The following is a 19,381-nucleotide window of genomic DNA, read 5'->3' on the forward strand; positions in this document are numbered from 1 at the left end:
GGAGCTTTAAATGGCAAAGCAATTGCAAGACGCATACATCGTCGCCGCGAGCCGCACGCCGATCGGCAAGGCGCCGCGCGGGATGTTCAGGAACACGCGCCCGGACGAACTGCTGGTGCACGCGATCAAATCGGCCGTGGCGCAAGTGCCCGGCCTCGACACCAAGGTGATCGAAGACGCGATCATCGGCTGTGCGATTCCGGAAGCGGAACAAGGCCTGAACGTCGCGCGCATGGGCGCATTGCTGGCGGGCCTGCCGAATACGGTGGGCGGCGTCACAGTGAACCGCTTCTGCGCTTCGGGTCTCACCGCGTTGGCGATGGCGGCTGACCGCATCCGCGTCGGCGAATCGGACGCGATGATCGCAGGCGGCTGCGAATCGATGAGCATGGTGCCGATGATGGGCAACAAGCCGTCGATGTCGCCGCATATCTTCGATCGCAACGAAGATATCGGCATCGCCTACGGAATGGGCCTCACCGCGGAGAAGGTCGCCGAGCGCTGGAAAATCAGCCGCGAAGCGCAAGACGCGTTCTCGGTCGAATCGCACCGCCGTGCGATCGCCGCGCAGCAAGCCGGCGAGTTTAACGACGAAATCGCCGCGTACACCATTACCGAGCGTTTCCCCGACCTCGCTACCGGCGAAGTGCGTATCAAGACGCGTGAAGTCGCACTCGACGAAGGCCCGCGTGCGGAAACGTCGCTGGAAGGTCTGGCTAAACTGCGCGCGGTGTTCGCGAACAAGGGTTCGGTCACGGCGGGCAACAGCTCGCAGACGTCGGACGGCGCGGGTGCACTGATCGTCGTGTCGGAAAAGATGTTGAAGGAATTCAACCTGACGCCGCTCGCCCGTTTCGTCAGCTTCGCCGTGCGCGGCGTGCCGCCGGAAATCATGGGTATCGGTCCGAAGGAAGCGATTCCGGCGGCACTGAAGGCCGCCGGCCTGAAGATCGAAGACATGGACTGGATCGAACTGAACGAAGCGTTCGCCGCGCAATCGCTGGCGGTGATTCAGGACCTCGGTCTCGATCCGTCGAAGATCAACCCGCTCGGCGGCGCGATCGCTCTTGGCCACCCGTTGGGTGCGACGGGCGCGATTCGTGCGTCGACGGTTGTGCACGGCCTGCGCCGCCGTAACTTCAAATACGGCATGGTGACGATGTGTGTCGGTACCGGCATGGGCGCGGCGGGCATCATCGAACGTCTGTAATCGTGTTCGCCATGGTCCCCGCGGTGATCGCCGCAGCGATCCCCTAGGGACCGCGGAAACGGTTCGCAGGCCACCTGGCTTGCGAACCGTTTTTTCCATTCAGCAAGGAGTACGAGGAGATGACAATGGATATTCTGGTCGAGCGCGCCGACGGCGTGCTGACGATTGCCTTCAACCGGCCCGACAAGAAAAACGCGATCACGGCCGCGATGTATCAGACGATGGCCGACGCATTGGTTGAAGCGCAAGGCGATGCGTCGATTCGGGCGATTCTGATTCGCGGCAGCGCCGGCATTTTCAGCGCCGGCAACGATCTCGACGACTTCATGAAGAAGCCGCCAGGCGGCGAAAACTCGCCGGTATTCCAGTTCCTGCGTGCGATCAGTTCGGCGGAAAAGCCGGTGGTGGCGTCCGTGGCGGGGCCGGCGGTCGGCATCGGTACGACGCTCCTGCTGCATTGCGATCTGGTCTATGCGGCGGATACGGCGAGCTTTTCGTTGCCGTTCGCGCAACTTGGACTGTGTCCGGAAGCAGCGTCGAGTTTGCTTTTGCAGCGCGTGGCCGGTTATCAGGCCGCAGCGGAAAAGCTGTTGCTAGGCGAAGCATTCAACGGCGCCGAAGCGCAACGCATGGGCTTCGTGAATCGCGTGCTGCCCGCGGCTGAAGTCGAAGCATTCGCAGTCGCGCAAGCGGCGAAGCTGGCAGCACTGCCGGCGTCGTCGCTGCGGGTGACGAAGAGCCTGATGAAGCGCGCCAGCCAGCATGAACTGCAAACGCAGATGACCGAGGAAGCGGTGCACTTCGCCAAGATGCTGCTTGCGCCGGAAGCGCGCGAGGCGTTCACGGCGTTCTTCGAGAAGCGCAAGCCGGACTTCCGTTCCTTCCCGTAGGGCTTTGTCGGCCTTTATTGCCTCCCGGCGTGTCGTGGCGCTCGCGCCACTCGCGCCGTCCATCACCCATCCAGAATTATCTACGACGCCGGGAGCCGCTCAGTTCGGCGATTGAAGCGCGGCTCCTACAGGCGCGATGTGCTGGCAAGGAAAGTCAACGTCCGATTGTCTCGCATGTAAGCAGCGTTGAACCGCAACCACGGAGACGTCTCGTTGTTCGGCCGATAATTCGCGCCAGGTGCAATTGTGATGCCGAATTTTTGAGCTTCGGCAACCAGCACGGCAGAGTCGTCGACGTTTGGCACTCTGGACCAGACGAACATCCCGCCGCACGGTTGCTCGAAAACTTCCCAGCCCGAACGCTGCAATTGCTCGACTGCGTACGCCAGCGCGTCGTCCACCCGGTAGCGCAGCTTTTCCATGTGCTTTCTGTAAATCCCCCGTTCCAGCAGCGTCGCAACGATGCTTTCGGCAAGTTTGGTGCCGCCCATACTGGTTAGCGTCTTGACGCTCATGAGATTGCCAATCAGCTCGGGATGCGCTGCGATGTATCCGAGCCGGAGGGAAGACGACAGCGTCTTCGAGAAGCCGCCGACATAAATGACGCGATTCAGTTGATCCAGCGCGGCGAGCCGCTGCGACGGCACCGCCTGCAAATCCGCATAGATATCGTCCTCGACGATCGAAAAATCATGTAGCTGCGCGAGTTGTAGCAGCCGGAATGCGACTTGCGGGGCGATGTTAGTCGCCGTCGGATTCTGGAACACCGTATTGACAAAGAAGAGCTTCGGCCGGTGAACCGTTAGCAGATCTTCGATGACGCTGAGGTCGGGACCGGTGCGAGAGCGCGGAACGCCTATCAGCCGGATGCCTTGGAGTCTGAGTAGTCCGAAGAGATTGAAATAGCCCGGATCTTCGACGAACACGGTGTCGCCTGGCCTGAGCATCGTTCGGGCGACGAGGTCGAGCGCATGGCTCGCACTGTGCGTGACGAGAATATGCTGCGGGCGTGTCTCGATTTCCAGTAGGAGGAGTCGCCGGGAGATCTGCTCCCGGAGCGTGGCGTCGCCCTGCGGGGCGGCATAGTCAACCAGACTCGCAGTGTCCTTGCGCGAGATCTGCCGCATCGCTTGCGCGATGCCTTCCACGTCACGCCACGCCTCGGGGATGAATCCGCTCGACAGGGGGAGAGCATCGCCAGCGGAAGTGAATTGCTGCAGGATATTGCCCGACGCTGCTCTGGCGACGCACGGATTGGCTCCTCTGAACCAGTGATCGTGAGTATCGACGCGTCCGGTCACGTAAAACCCGGAGCCGTGCTTCGGCTGGATCAGCCCTTTTGAAACCAGCCGATCGTAGGCCTCCATGATCGGGAAGCGGCTGATCTGATGCGATGCTGCAAGTTGCCGGATGGAAGGTAATTTGGCGCCAACCTGCACTTGCCGTGAGCGAATCATTTCTTCTAGTTGGCAGGTCAGCTGCTCCGCGAGTGAAACGCCTTTTGAAGCATCAAGCACGATTTTCATGGAATGCATTGTCCAAAAGTGTTCACCGCATCGCAATATACACTTTCTGGTGACACGGTTGAAGTGTTTATTCCATTGAGCGATTTTTTGCGCAAAGATGTAATTCGATCGCCGCTGCGGTGGTCATTTAAAAAGCCATTCGGCTGTGTTGTTGAAAAGACAATGAGTTTGTGGGTGCAGTTTGACGTGAAAGTTGTCACGACGCCATTCGTTGAAACTGAATTTTTTCGGATGCCTACATTTATAAATGCAGGTTCTTAATTTTTATCAATAAATTCTTGTGAATGGAGGGGGGTGATTTTGTTTGACTGTCTATGTGGTCGCACGTTATGGCCATCGACGCTTTTCACTTTATTTGCCCGGATAAATCGTGAGGCATCAAATGATTGCGACCTCCCTGCTGAGAAAGCGTAGCGAATTGTTGTTGCTAGTAAAGAATTCGTCTGGCTCCGGAAAATTAAAGATCGCCAACATGGGTTCGCGTGTCTTATTTTTCAGATAACGATTTTAATGAAATAGTGGGCGGCTATTAAGTTTCCGTTCCGGATGATTTGTGTATTTTTGTTGCAGGGACTTTTGGGTCGAATCCGGATTCCGGTGAAGATAAAGCAGGGGTTGATATGACCGGACGGAGGGCGTGTGTTTAAAGTCGTAATCGATCCCCAAGGCCTTGAAGCACGGCTGTTGCCTGGCAGTTGCCTTACCGAACTCGAGTTCGAACTGTACGACCAGGAGTCGGTTTCATTTGGCTGCAAGGTGGGAGCCTGCGGCGCTTGCGTGGTTGAGGTCGTCGAAGGACTGGCGAACCTGGGCATCAAGGGGTGCGATGAGCAGCGCTTCCTTGAGACGCTCGGCTATTCGAGGGAGACATTCCGGCTCGCCTGCCAATGTCACCTGAACGGCGCAGTGAGAATCCGGGCAGTGTCCTCGCTGCACGAATGAAAATTCAATAGATTCAACAGGAAGGAAAAAGTCATGAAGAATCGGGTCAAAAATGTCGGTTATGAAAATCGGATTCCGTTCATCAACGCGGCTCGCTCTGCGGAGTTGCGCGCGCAGATCGACTCAATTATCGATGGTCAAATCGATCAGTGGTACAAAACCGTGCCGTACGCGGCCCATCTGGAAGGCAAGACGGTCGACTCGACTTACTATCAGCGCCACCTGATCGAGACGGCGTGGCGTATCCGCCTGTTGCGCGTTTCCGAAGCGAAGGCGCTTGTGGAAATCGCGAAGCGCAGCCCCGAAGCAGCCCAGATCTGGGCGAACTACGAGCGCGAGGAAATGCTCCATGACGAGCTCTTCATTCAGGATCTCGAACGAGCCGGTGTGTCCCGAGAAGCATTCCTCGCAACCGAGCCGTATCTGTCAACCAAGTTGCTGACGGGCTATTTCTCCTATCTCCTCGACCACGAAGGGCCACTCGGCGTCGTCGCCTATTCCTATCTGGTGGAATACGTCAATGTGAAGCTGGAGCCTCGCAAGCTTGAGGCGCTCAAGGAATCGGTCGGTGAGCGGAGCATTGGTGAGCAGATCTCGCACTCGCACACAGACATCAACGACGATCATCCCGGCGAAGTCTGGGCTGCCATTCGTCACCTGATTCGCAGCGAGGCGGACATTGATGAATTGAAGCGCTACCTTGCCGAACACCAGACTGTGTTGGCGATGTACTTCAAAGAGCTCTACGAAGACAAGATCGGCTCGGCGCTCGAAGCTGCGGCCTGATGCTAACGGGGAGACACAATGAAGTCCGATGGCGTTCTCATCCTTAGTCACTGCGGATTCTCGTTCGCGGAAGATCTTGTTGCAGCCTGCCACGCAAGAGGTCTGGATGCATGGATATTGACATCCAAACCACTGCCGGAGCACGGTGCGAGCAGGCTCGCTGCTCTGCAGGGCATGGTCGAAGAACTGTTTGTGACTGATGCTCATGAATTGAGCACACGCGACGTCGAGAACGCCATTGCTTCGTTGCGTGGCCGCGGCTTTTGTATCAAGGGGTGTATCAGCGTCTGGGAAGGCTATCGTGCGCTGATGGCATACGGCAACGCGCTACAGGGCGTTGCCGACCTTCCGTGGGATCGAGTGGAGCAACTACGCGACAAGCTCCACGTGCGTCTTACGCTGAAGGACGCCGGACTCACGAACGTGAGTGCTCAAACTCTCACGCCTGCGGTGCTCGAAGCGCTCAAACACGACCGTGGGGCGTACTTCGTCAAGCCCGTTCGCGGCATTGCCTCTTATGGAGCCTTCCGGCTGACTCAGGAGACGACCTGGTCGGCTCTCGAAGCAGTTGCCAGTCAGGCTCAAAAGGACACGGTGTACACCTCTGTCCTCGGAACACAGCTCACGTTCATGGCGGAAGAATACATCTCTGGCACGGAGTTCAGTTTCGAGGTTCTGGCGGTGGCCGGCACGCCGTTCGTCGTGGGCATTCATGAAAAATGTCAACTAACGGAAGGTGACGGGACCGTGCTGGAGAACAGCTGTACAAGTCCACCTTCATCGCTGACGGGCGATCAGATCGCCGCGGGGTTGTCGTGGATCGCTTCGGTGCTGACCTGCCTCAAGCTGGATTGGGGATGCTTTCACATCGAAGCACGGTTCGACGGGTACCGTTGGGGGTTGATCGAGGTCAATCCGCGGGTCGGTGGCAGTCTTATTTCGCGTAGTGTCCTGGCGCTCAACGGGACCGCCAGCCTGCTCGATTTGTGGCTCGATCAATTGGTTTTTCAGTCGGACGGCAAGCCATCGCCGGATTACATCCGCGCTGTCGCCGAGTTGTCGTACTCGAAAGAGGGGGTGGCGCCGACCGACGAGGCGACCTTTTTCCGGGTCTATTTTGCATCACCAGGGCGAATCGAAAGTATCCAGGTCGAACCTACTGAACCGGCTCCCGTACTCACGCAGGTGCTGTTGAAGGAGGGAGACGAAATTGAACCGGCGGCACGGGAGGTCTTTATCGGACAGATTCTCTGGCACATGCCGCGTGAGCAACGCGACCGCGATCTGACGCGCTTGCTGGCGTCGTCCGCGACGGCCATCGCGGTGCGCTATCAGGCCGCTGAACCCCGAAAGGACAGTAGAGCATGAGCGGACAAGCCCCCATCCTTCTGATAGTCGATTACAACCTGACACGCGTTTCCGACGTCGCAAACATCGCCCGATACGCAAGACAGCAATACGACACCCAGGCGATGCTCATCCGCGCACAGCCCGGGGCTCGTGATCTGGAGATTTGCGATTACGCCATTGACCTGGATCCGCTGGCACAAAATTTTGTCGAGACAGCGCTGAACCGTCTTGCTCCGTTTCGGGAGCGAATTCGCGCGGGCGTAGTCTTCTCCGACAACGCGGTTCAGCGAGGCGCGGAGTTGCTCGAGCGTCTGAACTTGCCTACTGACTCCGCCGCACTCGCTGCAGGGGCGTTCAGCAAACGCGTGTATCGCGAGATGGAAGTCCGGATTCGAGATCTGATGGAGGCTCAGTCGATCATGGTTCCGCACTGTTCAAGTGTGGTGACCGTCGACGATCTTCGGGCGTTCGCTGAAGACCATCCGGCGGGCTTTGTCGTGAAGCCGTCGTGCGAAGGAAATAACAGGGGCGTTATCGTTGTACGTAAGGGCGATAGCCTGGAGACTGCCTTTGCGATGGTCGAACCTTACCTAGCAAACGGAGCGGTTTGCGAGCAGCTGATTCCCTTTCGCCGCGAGTTTTCGTTCGATGGAATCGGTGAAACAGAATTCATCACGGAGAAGGTCAATGCCGACGGCCCGTACCCGGTAGAGGTTGCGCAAATCCTGCCCGCGCGCCTCACCGTGACGGAGCGGACTACGCTGACCCGCGCCGGCCGATTGGCCAATATGATTGTTGGCCAGCGCGAGGGTCCATTCCATAACGAGATCAAGCTGAGCGACGATGGCCGTCAGGCGGCGGTGGTTGAGCCGAATCGCAGGCCCGCTGGCATGAAAATCTGGACGCTCGCGCAAGCGGTCTTCGGCATCAACTTCTATGGCCTCTGGGTTGACGCGGCATTGGGTGAAAAACGTCACGTTGCTGTCGTCGAGACCTCTACCGAGGCGGCTACGGTGATGCTTGGCGTACCGGTGGACCGCCGCTATGCGCCTCCCGGCCACGACAAGGCCGAAGCGTTACTACGCAAGGCCATTTCGCATGCGGCGGCGATCTGCGGCATTGCGGCCGACGTGATCGACGTGCTGGAGTACACGTGGCTGGCTACTGATGCGCGCTCGATTCCGGTCATCCCTAAAGAGAATTCCGATTTCGCTGCACAGGTTTGCATTGCGATCGACGGAGGCTGCAGCGATATGCGCCGCCTCGTGCAGGCACTGCGGCAATCGTGGATAGCAGCGCTGGGTGAAGAGACTGAACGCGCGGCGGCTCGTGACGATCGCTACTGCGATCAGGTTGCCTGAAAGGAATGTCCAGATGAAAATCCTGATCCTTCATCGCGTTCCCTATGGACGCATTCAGTACGAGCGTGGCATCGATCACGACGTAAATGACGTCACCTATCTGGGTACGAAGGAAGCTTTGGCCACGTTGCCGTCTGGCCTGCGCCATCAGGCGGTGGCCCGCCCGGGTATGCGCAGCGCATTTGAAGAGGCGCTGGACTGGTGTGACCTGCGGCATAGCCAGTTTGATCGGGTCATTTCGCTTTCGGAGTATGAGTTGCTTGACGCGGCGAAACTGCGCGAATTGCTGGGGATACAAGGACCATCGCTACAAGACGTGCAGTTGGTGCGTGACAAGGTCTTGATGAAGCATGCCGTCGGAACCGCGGGGATCCGCATCCCACGCTTTGCCCGCTTGCGCGCACTGCTTGAAAAAGAAGAGACGGTGCAGTGGACCGGGCAGACAGTGCTGAAGCCCCATAGCGGCGCATCCAGCGAGGACGTTGTGGTATTTGCGTCGCTGGTTGATGCCCTGATGGCGGTGACTACCAGGTCAACCGGCATTCCGAGGCTAGATGAGGGCACGCCAGCGCTTGACCTGTATCAAGTGGAGGAATTCATCTCAGGAGACGTCTTGCATTTCGACGGACTCGTCGCAAACGGTCAAGTATTGACCATCACAGCCAGTCGCTACGTTGGGACGTGTCTCGGGTTTGCGAGCGGCGAGCCACTCGGGTCATTCCACTTCCCTGTGTCCACGACTACGCGCCACTGGGTGGCCGATGTGCTGGCCGCGGTCGCCACGCGAAACGGCAGCTTCCATCTGGAAGCGATTGAAGCACAGGAAGGTCTTGTATTTCTCGAGGTTGGCAACCGGGTCGGCGGGGCTGATGTGGTGGCGACCTTCGAACTGGCAACAGGCGTGCATCTGCCATCGGAAGAGTTGCACATCCTGATCGGCGGCGAGCCGACGCGGGAATTGCCGCCGACGCAATCTACCGGTGCGTGGCATGGCTGGTTTGTTTTCCCCGGACATGCGAGCACCGAACTCGTCTATCAAGGTATCGAGGGTATCGACGCGTACCGACGGGATCCGGGCGTCGTTCGATGGGTGGAATTACCGCGAGGCCATGCCCTGCAACGCAAGGTGACCTATTCGGCGGGTGAGGCGCCGTTGGCGGGCATTGTCGCTTTTCCCACCGCAGCGGCCACGCAAGCGTGGCTGCGAGGATTCTTTTCCGCCGCTCGCGCAAGCTCACCGTATTTCAAGGCAGCGCAAGACGCTAAACCAATCACGCATCAAACCGCTTCCGACTACAGGCTAGGAGTATCGTGAGAGCAAAAGATCTTTTTCTGGCCATCCTGGTGACAGCCATATGGGGTGCCAATTTTTCCGTCATCAAGCTCGGCCTAACCTCGGTTGATCCGTTCATTCTCGCGGGCTTACGCTTTACATTGTGTGCTTTTCCCGCGGTGTTGTTCGTTCGTCGGCCAAATGTGAGCGTCGGATATCTGGCGAGCTACGGCCTACTGTTCGGAGTAGGGCTCTGGGGGGTAGTTAATCTCGGGATTCAGGCCGGATTGTCTGCGGGCATCGCATCGCTGGTTCTGCAGTTCAGTGCCTTCTTCACTATCCTGCTCGGTTCGGTCGTATTCAAGGAATCGATTTCGAAGTATCAGTACATTGGGATCGTCGTGGCACTGTTCGGGCTGGCGTCCATCATCACGATTACCGATGGGTCCGCGACGCTGTTGGGCGTCGTGCTCGTGATCGTTGGCGCATTGTCGTGGAGCACTGCGAATATCATCATTAAGAAATCCGGTACAAAGGATGTGCTGGCCTTTCTCATCTGGTCGAGCCTTTTTTCGCCGATTCCGCTATTCGCCATGGCGTTCCTGCAGCATGGTGTATTGGGTTACGTCGCAACGTTTTCCCGGTTCAATTGGATGGCGATTTTCTCCATTCTTTTCCAGGTGTATCCCACGACGCTATTCGGTTATTGGATCTGGAACATGCTGTTGAAAAAGTATCCAGTGTCGGCGGTGGCGCCGCTTTCTCTCCTGGTCCCAATTTTCGGAATGTTCGGCTCGATGCTCATTTTCGGCGAGCATATCGGGTTGTCGAAAATCCTCGCGACGGGCTTCATTGTGCTGGGTCTCGCCATCGGCCTTTACGGAAAGCATATCGGCGGCATGATTCGGGCGCGCGTTCGGGCCTGACGCGGCAGGACGAGCGTTTTGCTCCAGCTAGGGAATTCTGATGAGCATGTTTCTGGTCACAACATTTGTTTATCGCTTCGCTAATGGCCTGCTTTTTCTCGCGGTTGCATGGAATCTTGTGCGATCGAACGGAGGAGGCGCAATGCCGTTGGCGTTGTCGGCAATAGCGGGCTTCTTGCCTGCGGTACTGGTCGCTCCGTTTGCACGCCGGTTGCTCGCGCATATGGATATGCGAAAGATGACGATCTATGGAGTTGCAGGTCTATTCGCAGCGGCGTTGGCCTTCGCATTTGTTCAGCGTTGGTACGTTGGTATCCTGGTGATCAATTTCTTTGTCCTCGCGATTTTCTTTCTCCTGGAAGGCGCCTGGGACGGTTTGCTGGCGTCGATCGCCAAAACGCTGCCAGGCGTAGAAGGTGACAAGCTCAATGCGCGGCAGAGCGCGGCAACGCAAGCAGGTTTAATGTTAGGCGGGCTACCTATAGGAATACTGACCCGTGCAGGAGGGGAGGCGATGCCGTTTATCGCGGCGGCAATGTTGTACATCGTGACAATTTTGTGCTTCATGGTGTCACCGTTGCGTCGCTGCGCTCAGCGTCCGGTTAGTCCGATTGAATCCATCGACCAGCAAGAGTCGGAAATTTCGCGCTCTACCGGGCCGATCGCGTGGTCGACGCTAGCAACGTTGGCGTTGGTCTGGCCGTGCCTGGCCTTAGTTAATATGGTTGTCCCGCTGGTCGCGAACAGTCAGGGGAATGGCACAGTCGAACATGCGGCGATACTCGATGCAGCTATTGGCTTAGGCATGGGCTTTATCGGCATTGCGTATGAGCGGTTGATAAGTTTGCGCGGTAGTGCGTATAAGCTTCTCATGGTCGGGATGGCCTTTCTGGTTCCCTTGCCGTTTGTCGCGCTGTTGTTGTTCCCCTACGCATTGTTTCCGCTGGCGGCATGCTTCTTCATTTCAGGCATAGGCTTTGGAATGTTCCGTATCAGCTTGCGCAAGCAACTGATTACGACGCAACCCGCGCATCGTGTCGGTCAAGTTGTTGCGTCATGCAACGGGTATGGCGTTCCTGTATTGGCTTTAGCAGCGTTGCTGTACGCCCAGACCTGGCGAGTCGGGCCGGTGATTCCGTTGGTGGTCTTCGCTGTGTTCGGCGCGCTAGCTACGCTAAGCACAAAAGGTGGCGGAGGCCTCGGTCGTGCCCAGGGTTCGGCAACGCCCTCATGTCGAACCAAGGTCACTTAGGTGCCAGACTCGGGCCGGGTTGCGTCGGCTGCAAGGTGTCGTAGTCGACGTAGCTGGTTTCCCGGCAGAAGCTGACAAGCCGCACGCCCGCCTTGCGGGCAATCGTAATCGCCAGCGACGAGGGCGCCGAAATCGTGGCGACCATCGGCACGTCGACACGCGCCGCCTTGCGTACCAGCTCGTAGCTGGCGCGGCTCGACAGAAACACAAAACCTTCCCGGGTGTCCGCGCGATCGAGCACCAGTTGGCCGATCAGCTTGTCTAGCGCATTGTGACGGCCGACGTCTTCGAACGCGTAGCGGATCGCACCTGCCGCGTCGCACCATGCGGCGGCGTGCAGACCGCCGGTAAGGCGCGTCAATGCCTGGTGTTCCGGCAATTCGCGAGCGGCGCGAGCGATCGCATCCGGCGCGAGACGTTGCAGAAAGCCGGTGTCCGGCACACGTTCCGGCTTCAGATCCAGCAGATCAATGCTTTCGATCCCACATACGCCGCAGCCGGTGCGTCCGGCGAGCGCGCGGCGCTTTTCTTTCAGCGCAACGAAAGCCTGCTGGACCACCTTCAATTGCACTTCGGCATGCGGCAATTCTTCATCGTCGTGGAGCTCGACCTCGATGTCCTGAATGTCGCTGCCCCGTTCCACGATCCCTTCCGAAATCGCAAAACCGACTGCGAACGCTTCGAGATCGCGCGGCGTGCACATCATCACCGCGTGCGAGATGCCGTTGAAGACTAGCGCCACCGGCCACTCCTGACCGACGTGATCGGTGACGGTTTCGACCGCTGCGCCGCGATGCCGGTGCACCGGTCGTTCCACGGCGCCCGGCTGCCCGGCTGTTTCCAGTTCGTTCAAGCTACTTCGCTCCTTTCATGCTGCGCGCGGTTGAGCGGCTTGCCGCCTTGTCCGGCGGCGCGAAGCGGTGCCAGACCGCGCCGCTATCGCGCGAATAAGGTTCTAAAATACCTCAAGCTGGGCTTGCGCGTTGCCCGTCACTCAAGAGGAATACTGTCATGGGACTCAACGAAGCACCGCTTCTGTTCAACTTCGAAGTCGCGTCTTCGGAGAATTTCACCTACATCCCGATGTCGGTGCGCTTCAATCTCGATCGCTTCGGGCTGCGCATCACGCTCGAACAGTGGCAATTGCTGCCACTCGAGGATCGCAAGCTGCTAGCGCGTTTTCCGGTCGAAGAAGACGCGGAAATCGAGCCGAATTTCGATCACGCATTGTTCGAAATGCTGCGCACGCACGCAAACGTCGAGCCCGAGTGGTTCACGCCCGAGGACGCGCCCGCCTGGCGTCGTGCCGATGCCGTGCCGGATGGTGTCGCGCATCAGGCGGGACTCGCCGGCCTGCCTGCGCCTGGCGTCGCTCAGTGGGCCGAACTCGCGCCGTTCAAGCGCTATGTACTCGCCAAATTGTCGCGCAAGGCGGAAGCGAACCACGACTTCATCCCCGCGATGAAGGAATTTGGTGCGGCCGGCTAGGTGCGGCCGGCCACGTACAGCCGGCCAGCTACGTTCCGCTAGACGCGGCTGCCCACGCTTGCCGGGTAGACGCTAGCCGGTTAGCCGCCCCCGGCTAGCGCCCGCAGCTAGCCGCCGCCGGCTAGCCACCCCCAGCTGGCCACCCCCCCAGCTAGCGCCCCCAGCTGGCCATCCCCCAGCTGGCCATCCCCCAGCTAGCCGCCCCCCCAGCTAGCCGCCCCCCCAGCTAGCCGCCCCCCAGCTAGCCATCCCCCAGCCACATCCACGAATTATTTCGCTACGTCCCCTCAATCTATTCCGAACCCTGCCGTTATCCATGGGTTGGCGCGTAAAAAAACTCGACTCGATGCGGCCCGACGCACCGAAAGCGACCCCCGCGCTCCCGCCCTCAGAACGATTGACGTTCGGAACCCATGACTCCTTTTTTATCGAAGCGGCTGCTGATCAATCTGGCAGTCGTCGCAGCCGCGGTCGGCGCGAACGCGTTCGTCGCCTATACGCAGATTTGCGGCCAGCGCGACGCCGACGTGCGCATGCTGCGTTCGACGAACGTGCGTCAGAATCTCGACGCCTACCGTACGGCGCTTGACGGCGGACTGGCCGCGCTCGGCCGTTTCGAAGCCTCGGGTGAGGCCGTGCCTGTCAGCGAGGCCGCCGGCATGGCGAGCACGCTGGCTGGTTTGGAGCGCGAATTGCGTAAAGAGCTCGCCGACGAACCGGCCATGCTCGACACGCTCGCCAGGCTGAGCGCGGACAGTCACGCACTGCAACACGACATCGACGATGCCCTATTGAAGAGCGCCAACGCCACGCCGAACGAATCGCGCGCGTGGGCGGCGTCGGCCTATACCCATCTCGGGCTGGGTCTCGACCGGGTGGAAGCCGGTCTGGCGGCGTTACGCAAGCAGGAGAATCAGGCGCTGCAGGCGTCGCTTGCGACTTCCACAAGTGAAACCCAGCGCGCCATGTTCGTGCTGATCGTGACGATGCTGGCCGGCAGCGCGCTTCTGATCTTCACATTCGGTGCCCGCGAAAGCAGCGCGCGCGAGAAACTGCGCACCGTCCGCGCGCTCGGCCGCAACGACGAACGTTTTCGCAGCCTGTTCGACGATCATCCAGTGCCGATGTACATCTTCGAGCGCGAGACGTTGCGCTTTCTCGCCGTCAACGCGGCCGCGATCCAGCAATACGGCTACTCGGAAAGCGAATTTCTCGGTATGACGATTCGCGCGATCCGGCCCAATTCCGAAGTCTCGCGCCTCGAATCACACCTGCAGCGCAGCGACGTCCTGCTGCATGGCCGCACGATGGCGGGCGTCTGGCATCACCGGCGCAAGGACGGCTCAACGATTAGCGCGGACATTTCGTATCACGCGCTCAACTTCATGGGCCGCGCCGCCTTCTTCGTGCTGGCCGACGACGTCACCGAACAGATCAACGCCGAAGCCGAGGCGCAGCGTTCGAACCAGATGCTCGAAACGGTGATGGACAACATCCCTCAGCGCATTTTCTGGAAGGATCAGGAGTCGCGCTACCTCGGCTGCAACATGGCGTTCGCACGCGATGCCGGGCTCGCCTACCCCGAGCAGGTGGTGGGCAAGAGCGACAGCGACATGCCGTGGCGTGCCTTCGCCGAACTGCTGAACGATCACGATAGCGAGGTGGTGACCACCGGCGTGCCGAAGATGAACTTCGAGGTGGATATGGTGATCGACGGCGTGCATCGCACCACGGTCACGAGCAAGCTGCCGTTCACCGACAGCGACGGCCGTGTAATCGGCGTGCTCGGTTCCTACACGGACATCACCGAGCGCAAGCGCTCCGATCTGGCTTTGCGTCTGCAAAGCCGCGCGCTCGACGCCAGCGTCAACGCGATTCTGATTACCGCGCCATCACCGACGGGCAATCTGATCGAATACGTGAACCCCGCGTTCATGCGTATCACCGGGTACGACCCTGCCGAAGTGATCGGTCACGATTGCCGTGTGCTGCAGCGCGACGACCGCGACCAGGAAGGCGTCGCGTTGATCCGCCAGGCGCTTGCCGCGAACCGCGAGGTCAGCGCCGTGGTGCGCAACTATCGCAAGGACGGTGCGTTGTTCTGGAATCAGCTGTTCATCGCGCCGGTACCGGACGCGGAGGGCGTGATCACGCATCACATCGGCGTGATCAACGATGTGACGGATCTGATCCGCTATCAGGAACAGCTCGAGTATCAGGCCAACTATGACAGTCTCACGCGGCTGCCCAATCGCAACCTGCTGCGCGATCGCCTGCAGCATGCCCTGATTGTCGCGCAGCGGCATCACAAGGGCGTCGCGGTCGTGTTCATCGATCTGGATGGTTTCAAGAACGTCAACGACAGCCTCGGCCATAGCGTTGGCGATCGCTTGCTGAGCGTGGTGGCCGAGCGGCTCGCCCGTTGCACGCGAACCAGCGACACGGTCGCGCGGCACGGCGGCGACGAGTTCGTGATCGTGATGACCGATACCGTCGACGAGCAGTCGCTGATCGCGTGGATGGAGCGGGTGCGCGCGTCGATTTCCGAGCCGGTGTGGCTCGACGGCACCGAGTTGTATGTCGGCTGCAGCATGGGCGCGAGCCTCTTCCCGCAGGACGGCGAAGATGCGGAAACGCTGATGAAAAAAGCCGACCTGGCGATGTATCGCGCGAAGGACATGGGCCGCAATACGTTCCAGTTCTACCAGCCGGAGATGAATGCGAGCGCGGGCGCGCGCCTGAATCTCGAACGTCGTTTGCGCCGCGCCTTGCGCGACAACGAGTTCCTGTTGCACTACCAGCCGCAGGTGGATATTGGCAGCGGGCAGATCGTCGGCACCGAGGCGCTGGTGCGTTGGCGTGATCCGGAAGTCGGGTTGGTGTTGCCGTCGCTGTTCATCCCGGTAGCCGAAGAGAGCGGTTTGATCGGGCCGCTGTCGGAATGGGTATTGCGCGAGGCGTGCCGCCAGAACAAGGCGTGGCAGGACGAAGGTTTGCCGCCGGCGCGGGTGTCGGTGAATCTGTCAGCGCGGGTGTTCCAGCAGCGCGATATCGCAAAGCTCGTCATGCAGGTGCTGGCGGAGACGGGTCTCGAGCCGCAGTATCTCGAACTCGAACTGACCGAAAGCACCATCATGCGCAATGCAGAAGAGGCCGTGTCGATGCTCAACGAGCTGCACGCGCTCGGCATTGGCCTTGCCATTGACGATTTCGGCACCGGCTATTCGAGCCTTAGCTATCTGAAACGCTTCCCGGTGGACCGCCTGAAGATCGACCGCTCGTTCGTGTCGGATATCGGCGTGTCGGGCGACGACGAAACGATCACCTCGGCGATCATCGCGCTCGCGCATTCGCTGAAATTGCAGGTGATCGCGGAAGGTGTGGAGACGTCGGCGCAACTCGACTTTCTGAAAGAGCGTGCATGCGACGAGATGCAGGGCTTCTACTTCGCGAAGCCGATGTCGACAGACGCGATTTCAGCATTGTTTCAGGGCGGGTTGGCGCGGGAAGCGGTGCCGGTGTAGTTCGGCTCCCCGCTCCCGGCTGCGGGTTTCTCAGACGGCAGGCGTGTCGAGGAAAACAGGTAGTTGTTCGGTTACCTCCGAAAATGCCTGCAAACGTGGGTGTGCCGCCTTGGTGACGATCTCCGGCAAGAACATCTGCGTGAAATTCCATGCGACGGCCACCGTTACGTCCACCGCGCCGAAATGGTTCGGCTCGACCGGCAGCGCCGCCGACACGAGTTCTGCTTCGAGTTCGCGGTAAGCGGCCCGCAATTGCTCGGTCACGCGATCGACCCACGGCTCATGCTGTTTGTCCGCCGGGCGCAGATTGCGTTCGTAGACGATCTGCACGCTCTTTTCACAAGCGGCCAGCGCAAGACCCGTGAGGCGCGCGGCGCGCAGACACTGCTCCGGTTGCGACGGGAAGATCCGGTTATCCGGCGCGGCGAGCGTGGCGACGTACTGCAGGATCACGGTCGAGTCCATCACGCTCTGGCCGTTGTCGAGGATCAGCGTCGGCGCTTTCACGACCGGGTTGATCTTCGCGAACGCGTCATACGTGCTGAACACGGAAATCGACTGATGCTCGAAGTTGAGTTTCAGCAATTTCAGGCAGATAGCGACGCGACGCACGTAGGGCGAATCCAGCATTCCAATCAGTTTCATCTCGTTTCCGTTAGAAGATCTATATGGCTGGCCCGTGCGGGCGAGGATATGGTTGCTTGACCGTCAGGCGGTGCTTACGAAGCATTAAAACAATACATTAACCGTCTTGCCACGGCAAAAAAAGCGACATTATTCGACGGTTTACGTCAGAATTTCTTACATGAAGCCCATTCCACCGCTTACCGCTCTGCGCTGCTTCGAAGCCGTCGCCCGGCTTGGCGGCGTCACGCCGGCAGCGCGGGAGTTGCACGTCACGCATTCGGCGGTCAGTCAGCAGATCAAGGTGCTGGAAGAGTCGATGGGCGTGGCGCTGTTCGTGCGCGAAGCGCGTGGCCTGCGGCTTACCGACGACGGCCGGCTCTACGCGCTCGAAATACGCTCGGCGTTGCGCGACATCACGCAGGCGACGCGCCGCGCACAGGCGCGCCCGCACGAAAGCGAACTGGTGATCGCGACGTTGCCGTCGTTCGCGCAGCACTGGCTCGTGCCGCGCCTCGCGAGCTTTCGCGAGGCGCATCCGTACTATCGCGTGCGCCTCCTGACGAATCTGCAGATCGAGGATTTTCGCCAGAGCACGAGCGACATGGGTATTCGCATGGGGCAGGGACACTGGCCCGACGTCGCGCAACAGAAACTGTTCGACGACGACATGCTCGTGGTCGCGGCGCCGCATTTCGCGCTCGGGCCGCACGGCCGTTTTCCGCGCACGGCCGAGGAGGTCATCGCGTGTCCGCTGATTTCGAGCCCCGACGCACCTTGGAGCGACTGGTGCCAGGCGGCGCGGGTGGCCGAGCCGGCCGCTGAAGCCCTAGTGTTGTCGGCGAACGATTCGAACATCGTGATCGGTGCCGTGCTGCTCGGGCAGGGCGTCGCGCTCGAACGGCGCAGCCTCGTCGCGCATGCGCTGGCGCGGGGCGAACTGGTGCAGATCACGGACATCCGCGTGCCGTATCGCTATCCATACTGGCTGGTGTGGCAGCAACGCGAGATCCTGAACGCGAAACAGGTGCATTTCGCGCAGTGGATCGACGCGCAGGTCGACGCCTATTTGCGTAGTGGCATGTGAGATTCCGTGTCGATTGGCGCGCGCAGGCTGCCGCTCGCGGGGGATACCCGTTTGCGCGCGAGGGTCAGTCGTATATATTCGGGATTCCCATCTCAGACTTCACCGGGAACCACGAAGCATCGATTCACGTGGCGTTGCGCCCGCCTTTCGCTGCTCGCACTCTGTCATGGGCGTTTCGCCGTCGAATAATTGCCAATCCGACTGGAGAGAAAAATGACGTCTTCACCTGCAAAGAAATGGGCTGTGCTGTTCGCATCGGTTGTACTGAGTGTGGCTTCGGTTGCACCGGCGTTCGCGCAAAGCGGCGGTAGTGCTCCCGCGGGCGATCAAGCCAATGCCGCCACTGCCGCCAATCCGGAGGCCGCATCCAAGGCAGCCGCCAAGGCGCAACACAAGGCTGCCCGCAAGCAGGCGCGGGCAAAGAAGAACGCCGAGTTGAAGCAACTGGAGAGTAACGGGTATAACCCGTCGCGCAACGATCCGAACTATCCGACGGATCTCCAGAACGCGCAGAAGAAGGCAGCGGCGGGCGCGGCGGCGAGCCAGTAAGCGGCTGCGAGCCGGACGGAAGGTGCCCGGCGCTGATGTGCTTACGCCGGGCGATCCTGGCAAGTGCAGTGTGGTAAGTCCAACCCGGCAAGTACAAGGTATGAAGCTAAACGAGGCGCTCAGGCGCCTCGTTTTCATTCAACATCCGCCGCTCAATCCAGCACCGGCAGCGCGCGCGGTCGCCGGTCGCCATCAGTCGCGACATAGGTCAGGGTCGCTTCGGTTACCTTCACGAGGTCTTCGGTCAGGCTCATGCGCTGTGCGTAGACCTCGACCTCCACCGTTACCGACGTGTTGCCCGTCTTGACAATATCCGCGTAAAAGCTCAGCAGATCGCCGACGAACACCGGCTGCTTGAAGACGAACGAATTGACCGCGATGGTCGCCACCCGCCCATTGGCACGGCGGCTTGCCGGAATCGAACCGGCGATATCCACTTGCGCCATGATCCAGCCGCCGAACACGTCCCCGTGGACATTCGCATCAGACGGTTGCGGCACGACGCGCAGCGCGCACGATTTTTGTGGAAGTTGAAGGAGATCGGTCATCGGGGCACCCTTGAGATTCGTAATGGCTCGGTCAGCTCGACCAGC

17 protein-coding genes are annotated in these 19,381 nt (G+C 59.9%); 13 read left to right on the forward strand and 4 right to left on the reverse strand.

The window, feature by feature from the left end:
* Nucleotides 1-10 precede the first annotated feature (10 nt).
* Together KHO31_RS20665 and KHO31_RS20670 are read left to right on the forward strand one after the other, a co-directional pair.
* Nucleotides 11-1,210 carry an acetyl-CoA C-acyltransferase gene (locus tag KHO31_RS20665; RefSeq protein WP_201082863.1) on the forward strand — a complete coding sequence of 400 codons (1,200 nt, stop codon included), beginning with the start codon at nt 11-13 and terminating at the stop codon, nt 1,208-1,210.
* A gap of 119 nt (nt 1,211-1,329) precedes the next feature.
* On the forward strand, nt 1,330-2,100 hold the full coding sequence (locus tag KHO31_RS20670; RefSeq protein ID WP_211624062.1) for an enoyl-CoA hydratase: 771 nt from the start codon (nt 1,330-1,332) through the stop codon (nt 2,098-2,100).
* Nucleotides 2,101-2,225: 125 nt separating this feature from the next.
* Here KHO31_RS20670 and KHO31_RS20675 read toward each other — a convergent pair whose 3' ends face one another.
* Nucleotides 2,226-3,635, reverse strand: a complete 1,410-nt coding sequence (locus KHO31_RS20675; RefSeq protein ID WP_201082951.1) for an aminotransferase-like domain-containing protein — start codon at nt 3,633-3,635, stop codon at nt 2,226-2,228.
* 630 nt (nt 3,636-4,265) lie between these two features.
* Between KHO31_RS20675 and KHO31_RS20680 the strand changes: the two genes are divergently transcribed.
* The 7 genes from KHO31_RS20680 to KHO31_RS20710 all read left to right on the forward strand — a co-directional run bounded on the left by KHO31_RS20680 (nt 4,266) and on the right by KHO31_RS20710 (nt 11,516).
* Nucleotides 4,266-4,568, forward strand: a complete 303-nt coding sequence (locus KHO31_RS20680; RefSeq protein ID WP_211624064.1) for a 2Fe-2S iron-sulfur cluster-binding protein — start codon at nt 4,266-4,268, stop codon at nt 4,566-4,568.
* A gap of 33 nt (nt 4,569-4,601) precedes the next feature.
* Nucleotides 4,602-5,354, forward strand: a complete 753-nt coding sequence (locus tag KHO31_RS20685) for a hypothetical protein (RefSeq protein WP_211624066.1) — start codon at nt 4,602-4,604, stop codon at nt 5,352-5,354.
* Nucleotides 5,355-5,471: 117 nt separating this feature from the next.
* A complete protein-coding gene (locus KHO31_RS20690) occupies nt 5,472-6,722 on the forward strand; it encodes an ATP-grasp domain-containing protein (RefSeq protein WP_236071370.1) in 1,251 nt (416 codons plus the stop codon).
* 347 nt (nt 6,723-7,069) lie between these two features.
* The gene (locus KHO31_RS20695; protein WP_236071373.1) at nt 7,070-8,065 is read left to right on the forward strand and encodes an ATP-grasp domain-containing protein; all 996 of its coding nucleotides are present in this window, start codon (nt 7,070-7,072) and stop codon (nt 8,063-8,065) included.
* Nucleotides 8,066-8,078: 13 nt separating this feature from the next.
* A complete protein-coding gene (locus tag KHO31_RS20700; RefSeq protein ID WP_211624071.1) occupies nt 8,079-9,380 on the forward strand; it encodes an ATP-grasp domain-containing protein in 1,302 nt (433 codons plus the stop codon).
* Nucleotides 9,377-10,264, forward strand: a complete 888-nt coding sequence (locus KHO31_RS20705) for an EamA family transporter (RefSeq protein ID WP_201082876.1) — start codon at nt 9,377-9,379, stop codon at nt 10,262-10,264. Before KHO31_RS20700 ends, KHO31_RS20705 begins: the two co-directional genes overlap by 4 nt.
* A gap of 40 nt (nt 10,265-10,304) precedes the next feature.
* On the forward strand, nt 10,305-11,516 hold the full coding sequence (locus tag KHO31_RS20710; RefSeq protein WP_201082878.1) for an MFS transporter: 1,212 nt from the start codon (nt 10,305-10,307) through the stop codon (nt 11,514-11,516).
* On the opposite strand, the gene fdhD is transcribed toward KHO31_RS20710, so the two are convergent.
* Nucleotides 11,509-12,369 carry a formate dehydrogenase accessory sulfurtransferase FdhD gene (gene fdhD, locus KHO31_RS20715; RefSeq protein ID WP_201082880.1) on the reverse strand — a complete coding sequence of 287 codons (861 nt, stop codon included), beginning with the start codon at nt 12,367-12,369 and terminating at the stop codon, nt 11,509-11,511. The genes KHO31_RS20710 and fdhD overlap by 8 nt on opposite strands.
* Nucleotides 12,370-12,527: 158 nt before the next feature.
* Here fdhD and KHO31_RS20720 point away from each other — a divergent pair, with 158 nt between their 5' ends.
* A complete protein-coding gene (locus tag KHO31_RS20720; protein WP_201082882.1) occupies nt 12,528-13,004 on the forward strand; it encodes a nitrate reductase associated protein in 477 nt (158 codons plus the stop codon).
* A 413-nt stretch (nt 13,005-13,417) separates the two neighbouring features.
* Entirely contained in the window at nt 13,418-16,528 is a 3,111-nt protein-coding gene (locus KHO31_RS20725; protein ID WP_201139508.1) for a sensor domain-containing protein, read from the forward strand.
* Between the two features lie 30 nt (nt 16,529-16,558).
* Here the strand turns inward: KHO31_RS20725 and KHO31_RS20730 are convergent, their stop codons facing one another.
* Nucleotides 16,559-17,173 (reverse strand): glutathione S-transferase, encoded by a 615-nt coding sequence (locus KHO31_RS20730; RefSeq protein WP_201082886.1) that lies wholly within the window; start codon nt 17,171-17,173, stop codon nt 16,559-16,561.
* Nucleotides 17,174-17,333: 160 nt separating this feature from the next.
* On the opposite strand from KHO31_RS20730, the gene KHO31_RS20735 reads away from it, so the two are divergent.
* Together KHO31_RS20735 and KHO31_RS20740 are read left to right on the forward strand one after the other, a co-directional pair.
* The gene (locus KHO31_RS20735) at nt 17,334-18,239 is read left to right on the forward strand and encodes a LysR substrate-binding domain-containing protein (protein WP_211624073.1); all 906 of its coding nucleotides are present in this window, start codon (nt 17,334-17,336) and stop codon (nt 18,237-18,239) included.
* Nucleotides 18,240-18,452: 213 nt separating this feature from the next.
* Entirely contained in the window at nt 18,453-18,788 is a 336-nt protein-coding gene (locus tag KHO31_RS20740) for a DUF4148 domain-containing protein (RefSeq protein ID WP_201082889.1), read from the forward strand.
* Between the two features lie 152 nt (nt 18,789-18,940).
* On the opposite strand, the gene KHO31_RS20745 is transcribed toward KHO31_RS20740, so the two are convergent.
* A complete protein-coding gene (locus tag KHO31_RS20745; protein WP_201082891.1) occupies nt 18,941-19,336 on the reverse strand; it encodes an acyl-CoA thioesterase in 396 nt (131 codons plus the stop codon).
* Nucleotides 19,337-19,381: the final 45 nt, after the last annotated feature.

Origin of the sequence: Paraburkholderia domus (assembly GCF_905220705.1) — a bacterium.
GTDB classification, from domain to species: Bacteria; Pseudomonadota; Gammaproteobacteria; order Burkholderiales; family Burkholderiaceae; genus Paraburkholderia; species Paraburkholderia domus.

Excerpts from the sequence above, each read along its gene's own strand:
- KHO31_RS20665 (WP_201082863.1), top strand. The coding sequence starts at position 11 with ATGGCAAAGCAATTGCAAGACGCATACATCGTCGCCGCGAGCCGCACG.
- KHO31_RS20745 (WP_201082891.1), bottom strand. The coding sequence starts at position 19,336 with ATGACCGATCTCCTTCAACTTCCACAAAAATCGTGCGCGCTGCGCGTC.
- KHO31_RS20725 (WP_201139508.1), top strand. The coding sequence starts at position 13,418 with ATGACTCCTTTTTTATCGAAGCGGCTGCTGATCAATCTGGCAGTCGTC.
- KHO31_RS20710 (WP_201082878.1), top strand. The coding sequence starts at position 10,305 with ATGAGCATGTTTCTGGTCACAACATTTGTTTATCGCTTCGCTAATGGC.
- KHO31_RS20700 (WP_211624071.1), top strand. The coding sequence starts at position 8,079 with ATGAAAATCCTGATCCTTCATCGCGTTCCCTATGGACGCATTCAGTAC.
- KHO31_RS20730 (WP_201082886.1), bottom strand. The coding sequence starts at position 17,173 with ATGAAACTGATTGGAATGCTGGATTCGCCCTACGTGCGTCGCGTCGCT.
- KHO31_RS20720 (WP_201082882.1), top strand. The coding sequence starts at position 12,528 with ATGGGACTCAACGAAGCACCGCTTCTGTTCAACTTCGAAGTCGCGTCT.
- KHO31_RS20670 (WP_211624062.1), top strand. The coding sequence starts at position 1,330 with ATGACAATGGATATTCTGGTCGAGCGCGCCGACGGCGTGCTGACGATT.
- KHO31_RS20685 (WP_211624066.1), top strand. The coding sequence starts at position 4,602 with ATGAAGAATCGGGTCAAAAATGTCGGTTATGAAAATCGGATTCCGTTC.
- KHO31_RS20740 (WP_201082889.1), top strand. The coding sequence starts at position 18,453 with ATGACGTCTTCACCTGCAAAGAAATGGGCTGTGCTGTTCGCATCGGTT.
- KHO31_RS20735 (WP_211624073.1), top strand. The coding sequence starts at position 17,334 with ATGAAGCCCATTCCACCGCTTACCGCTCTGCGCTGCTTCGAAGCCGTC.
- KHO31_RS20675 (WP_201082951.1), bottom strand. The coding sequence starts at position 3,635 with ATGCATTCCATGAAAATCGTGCTTGATGCTTCAAAAGGCGTTTCACTC.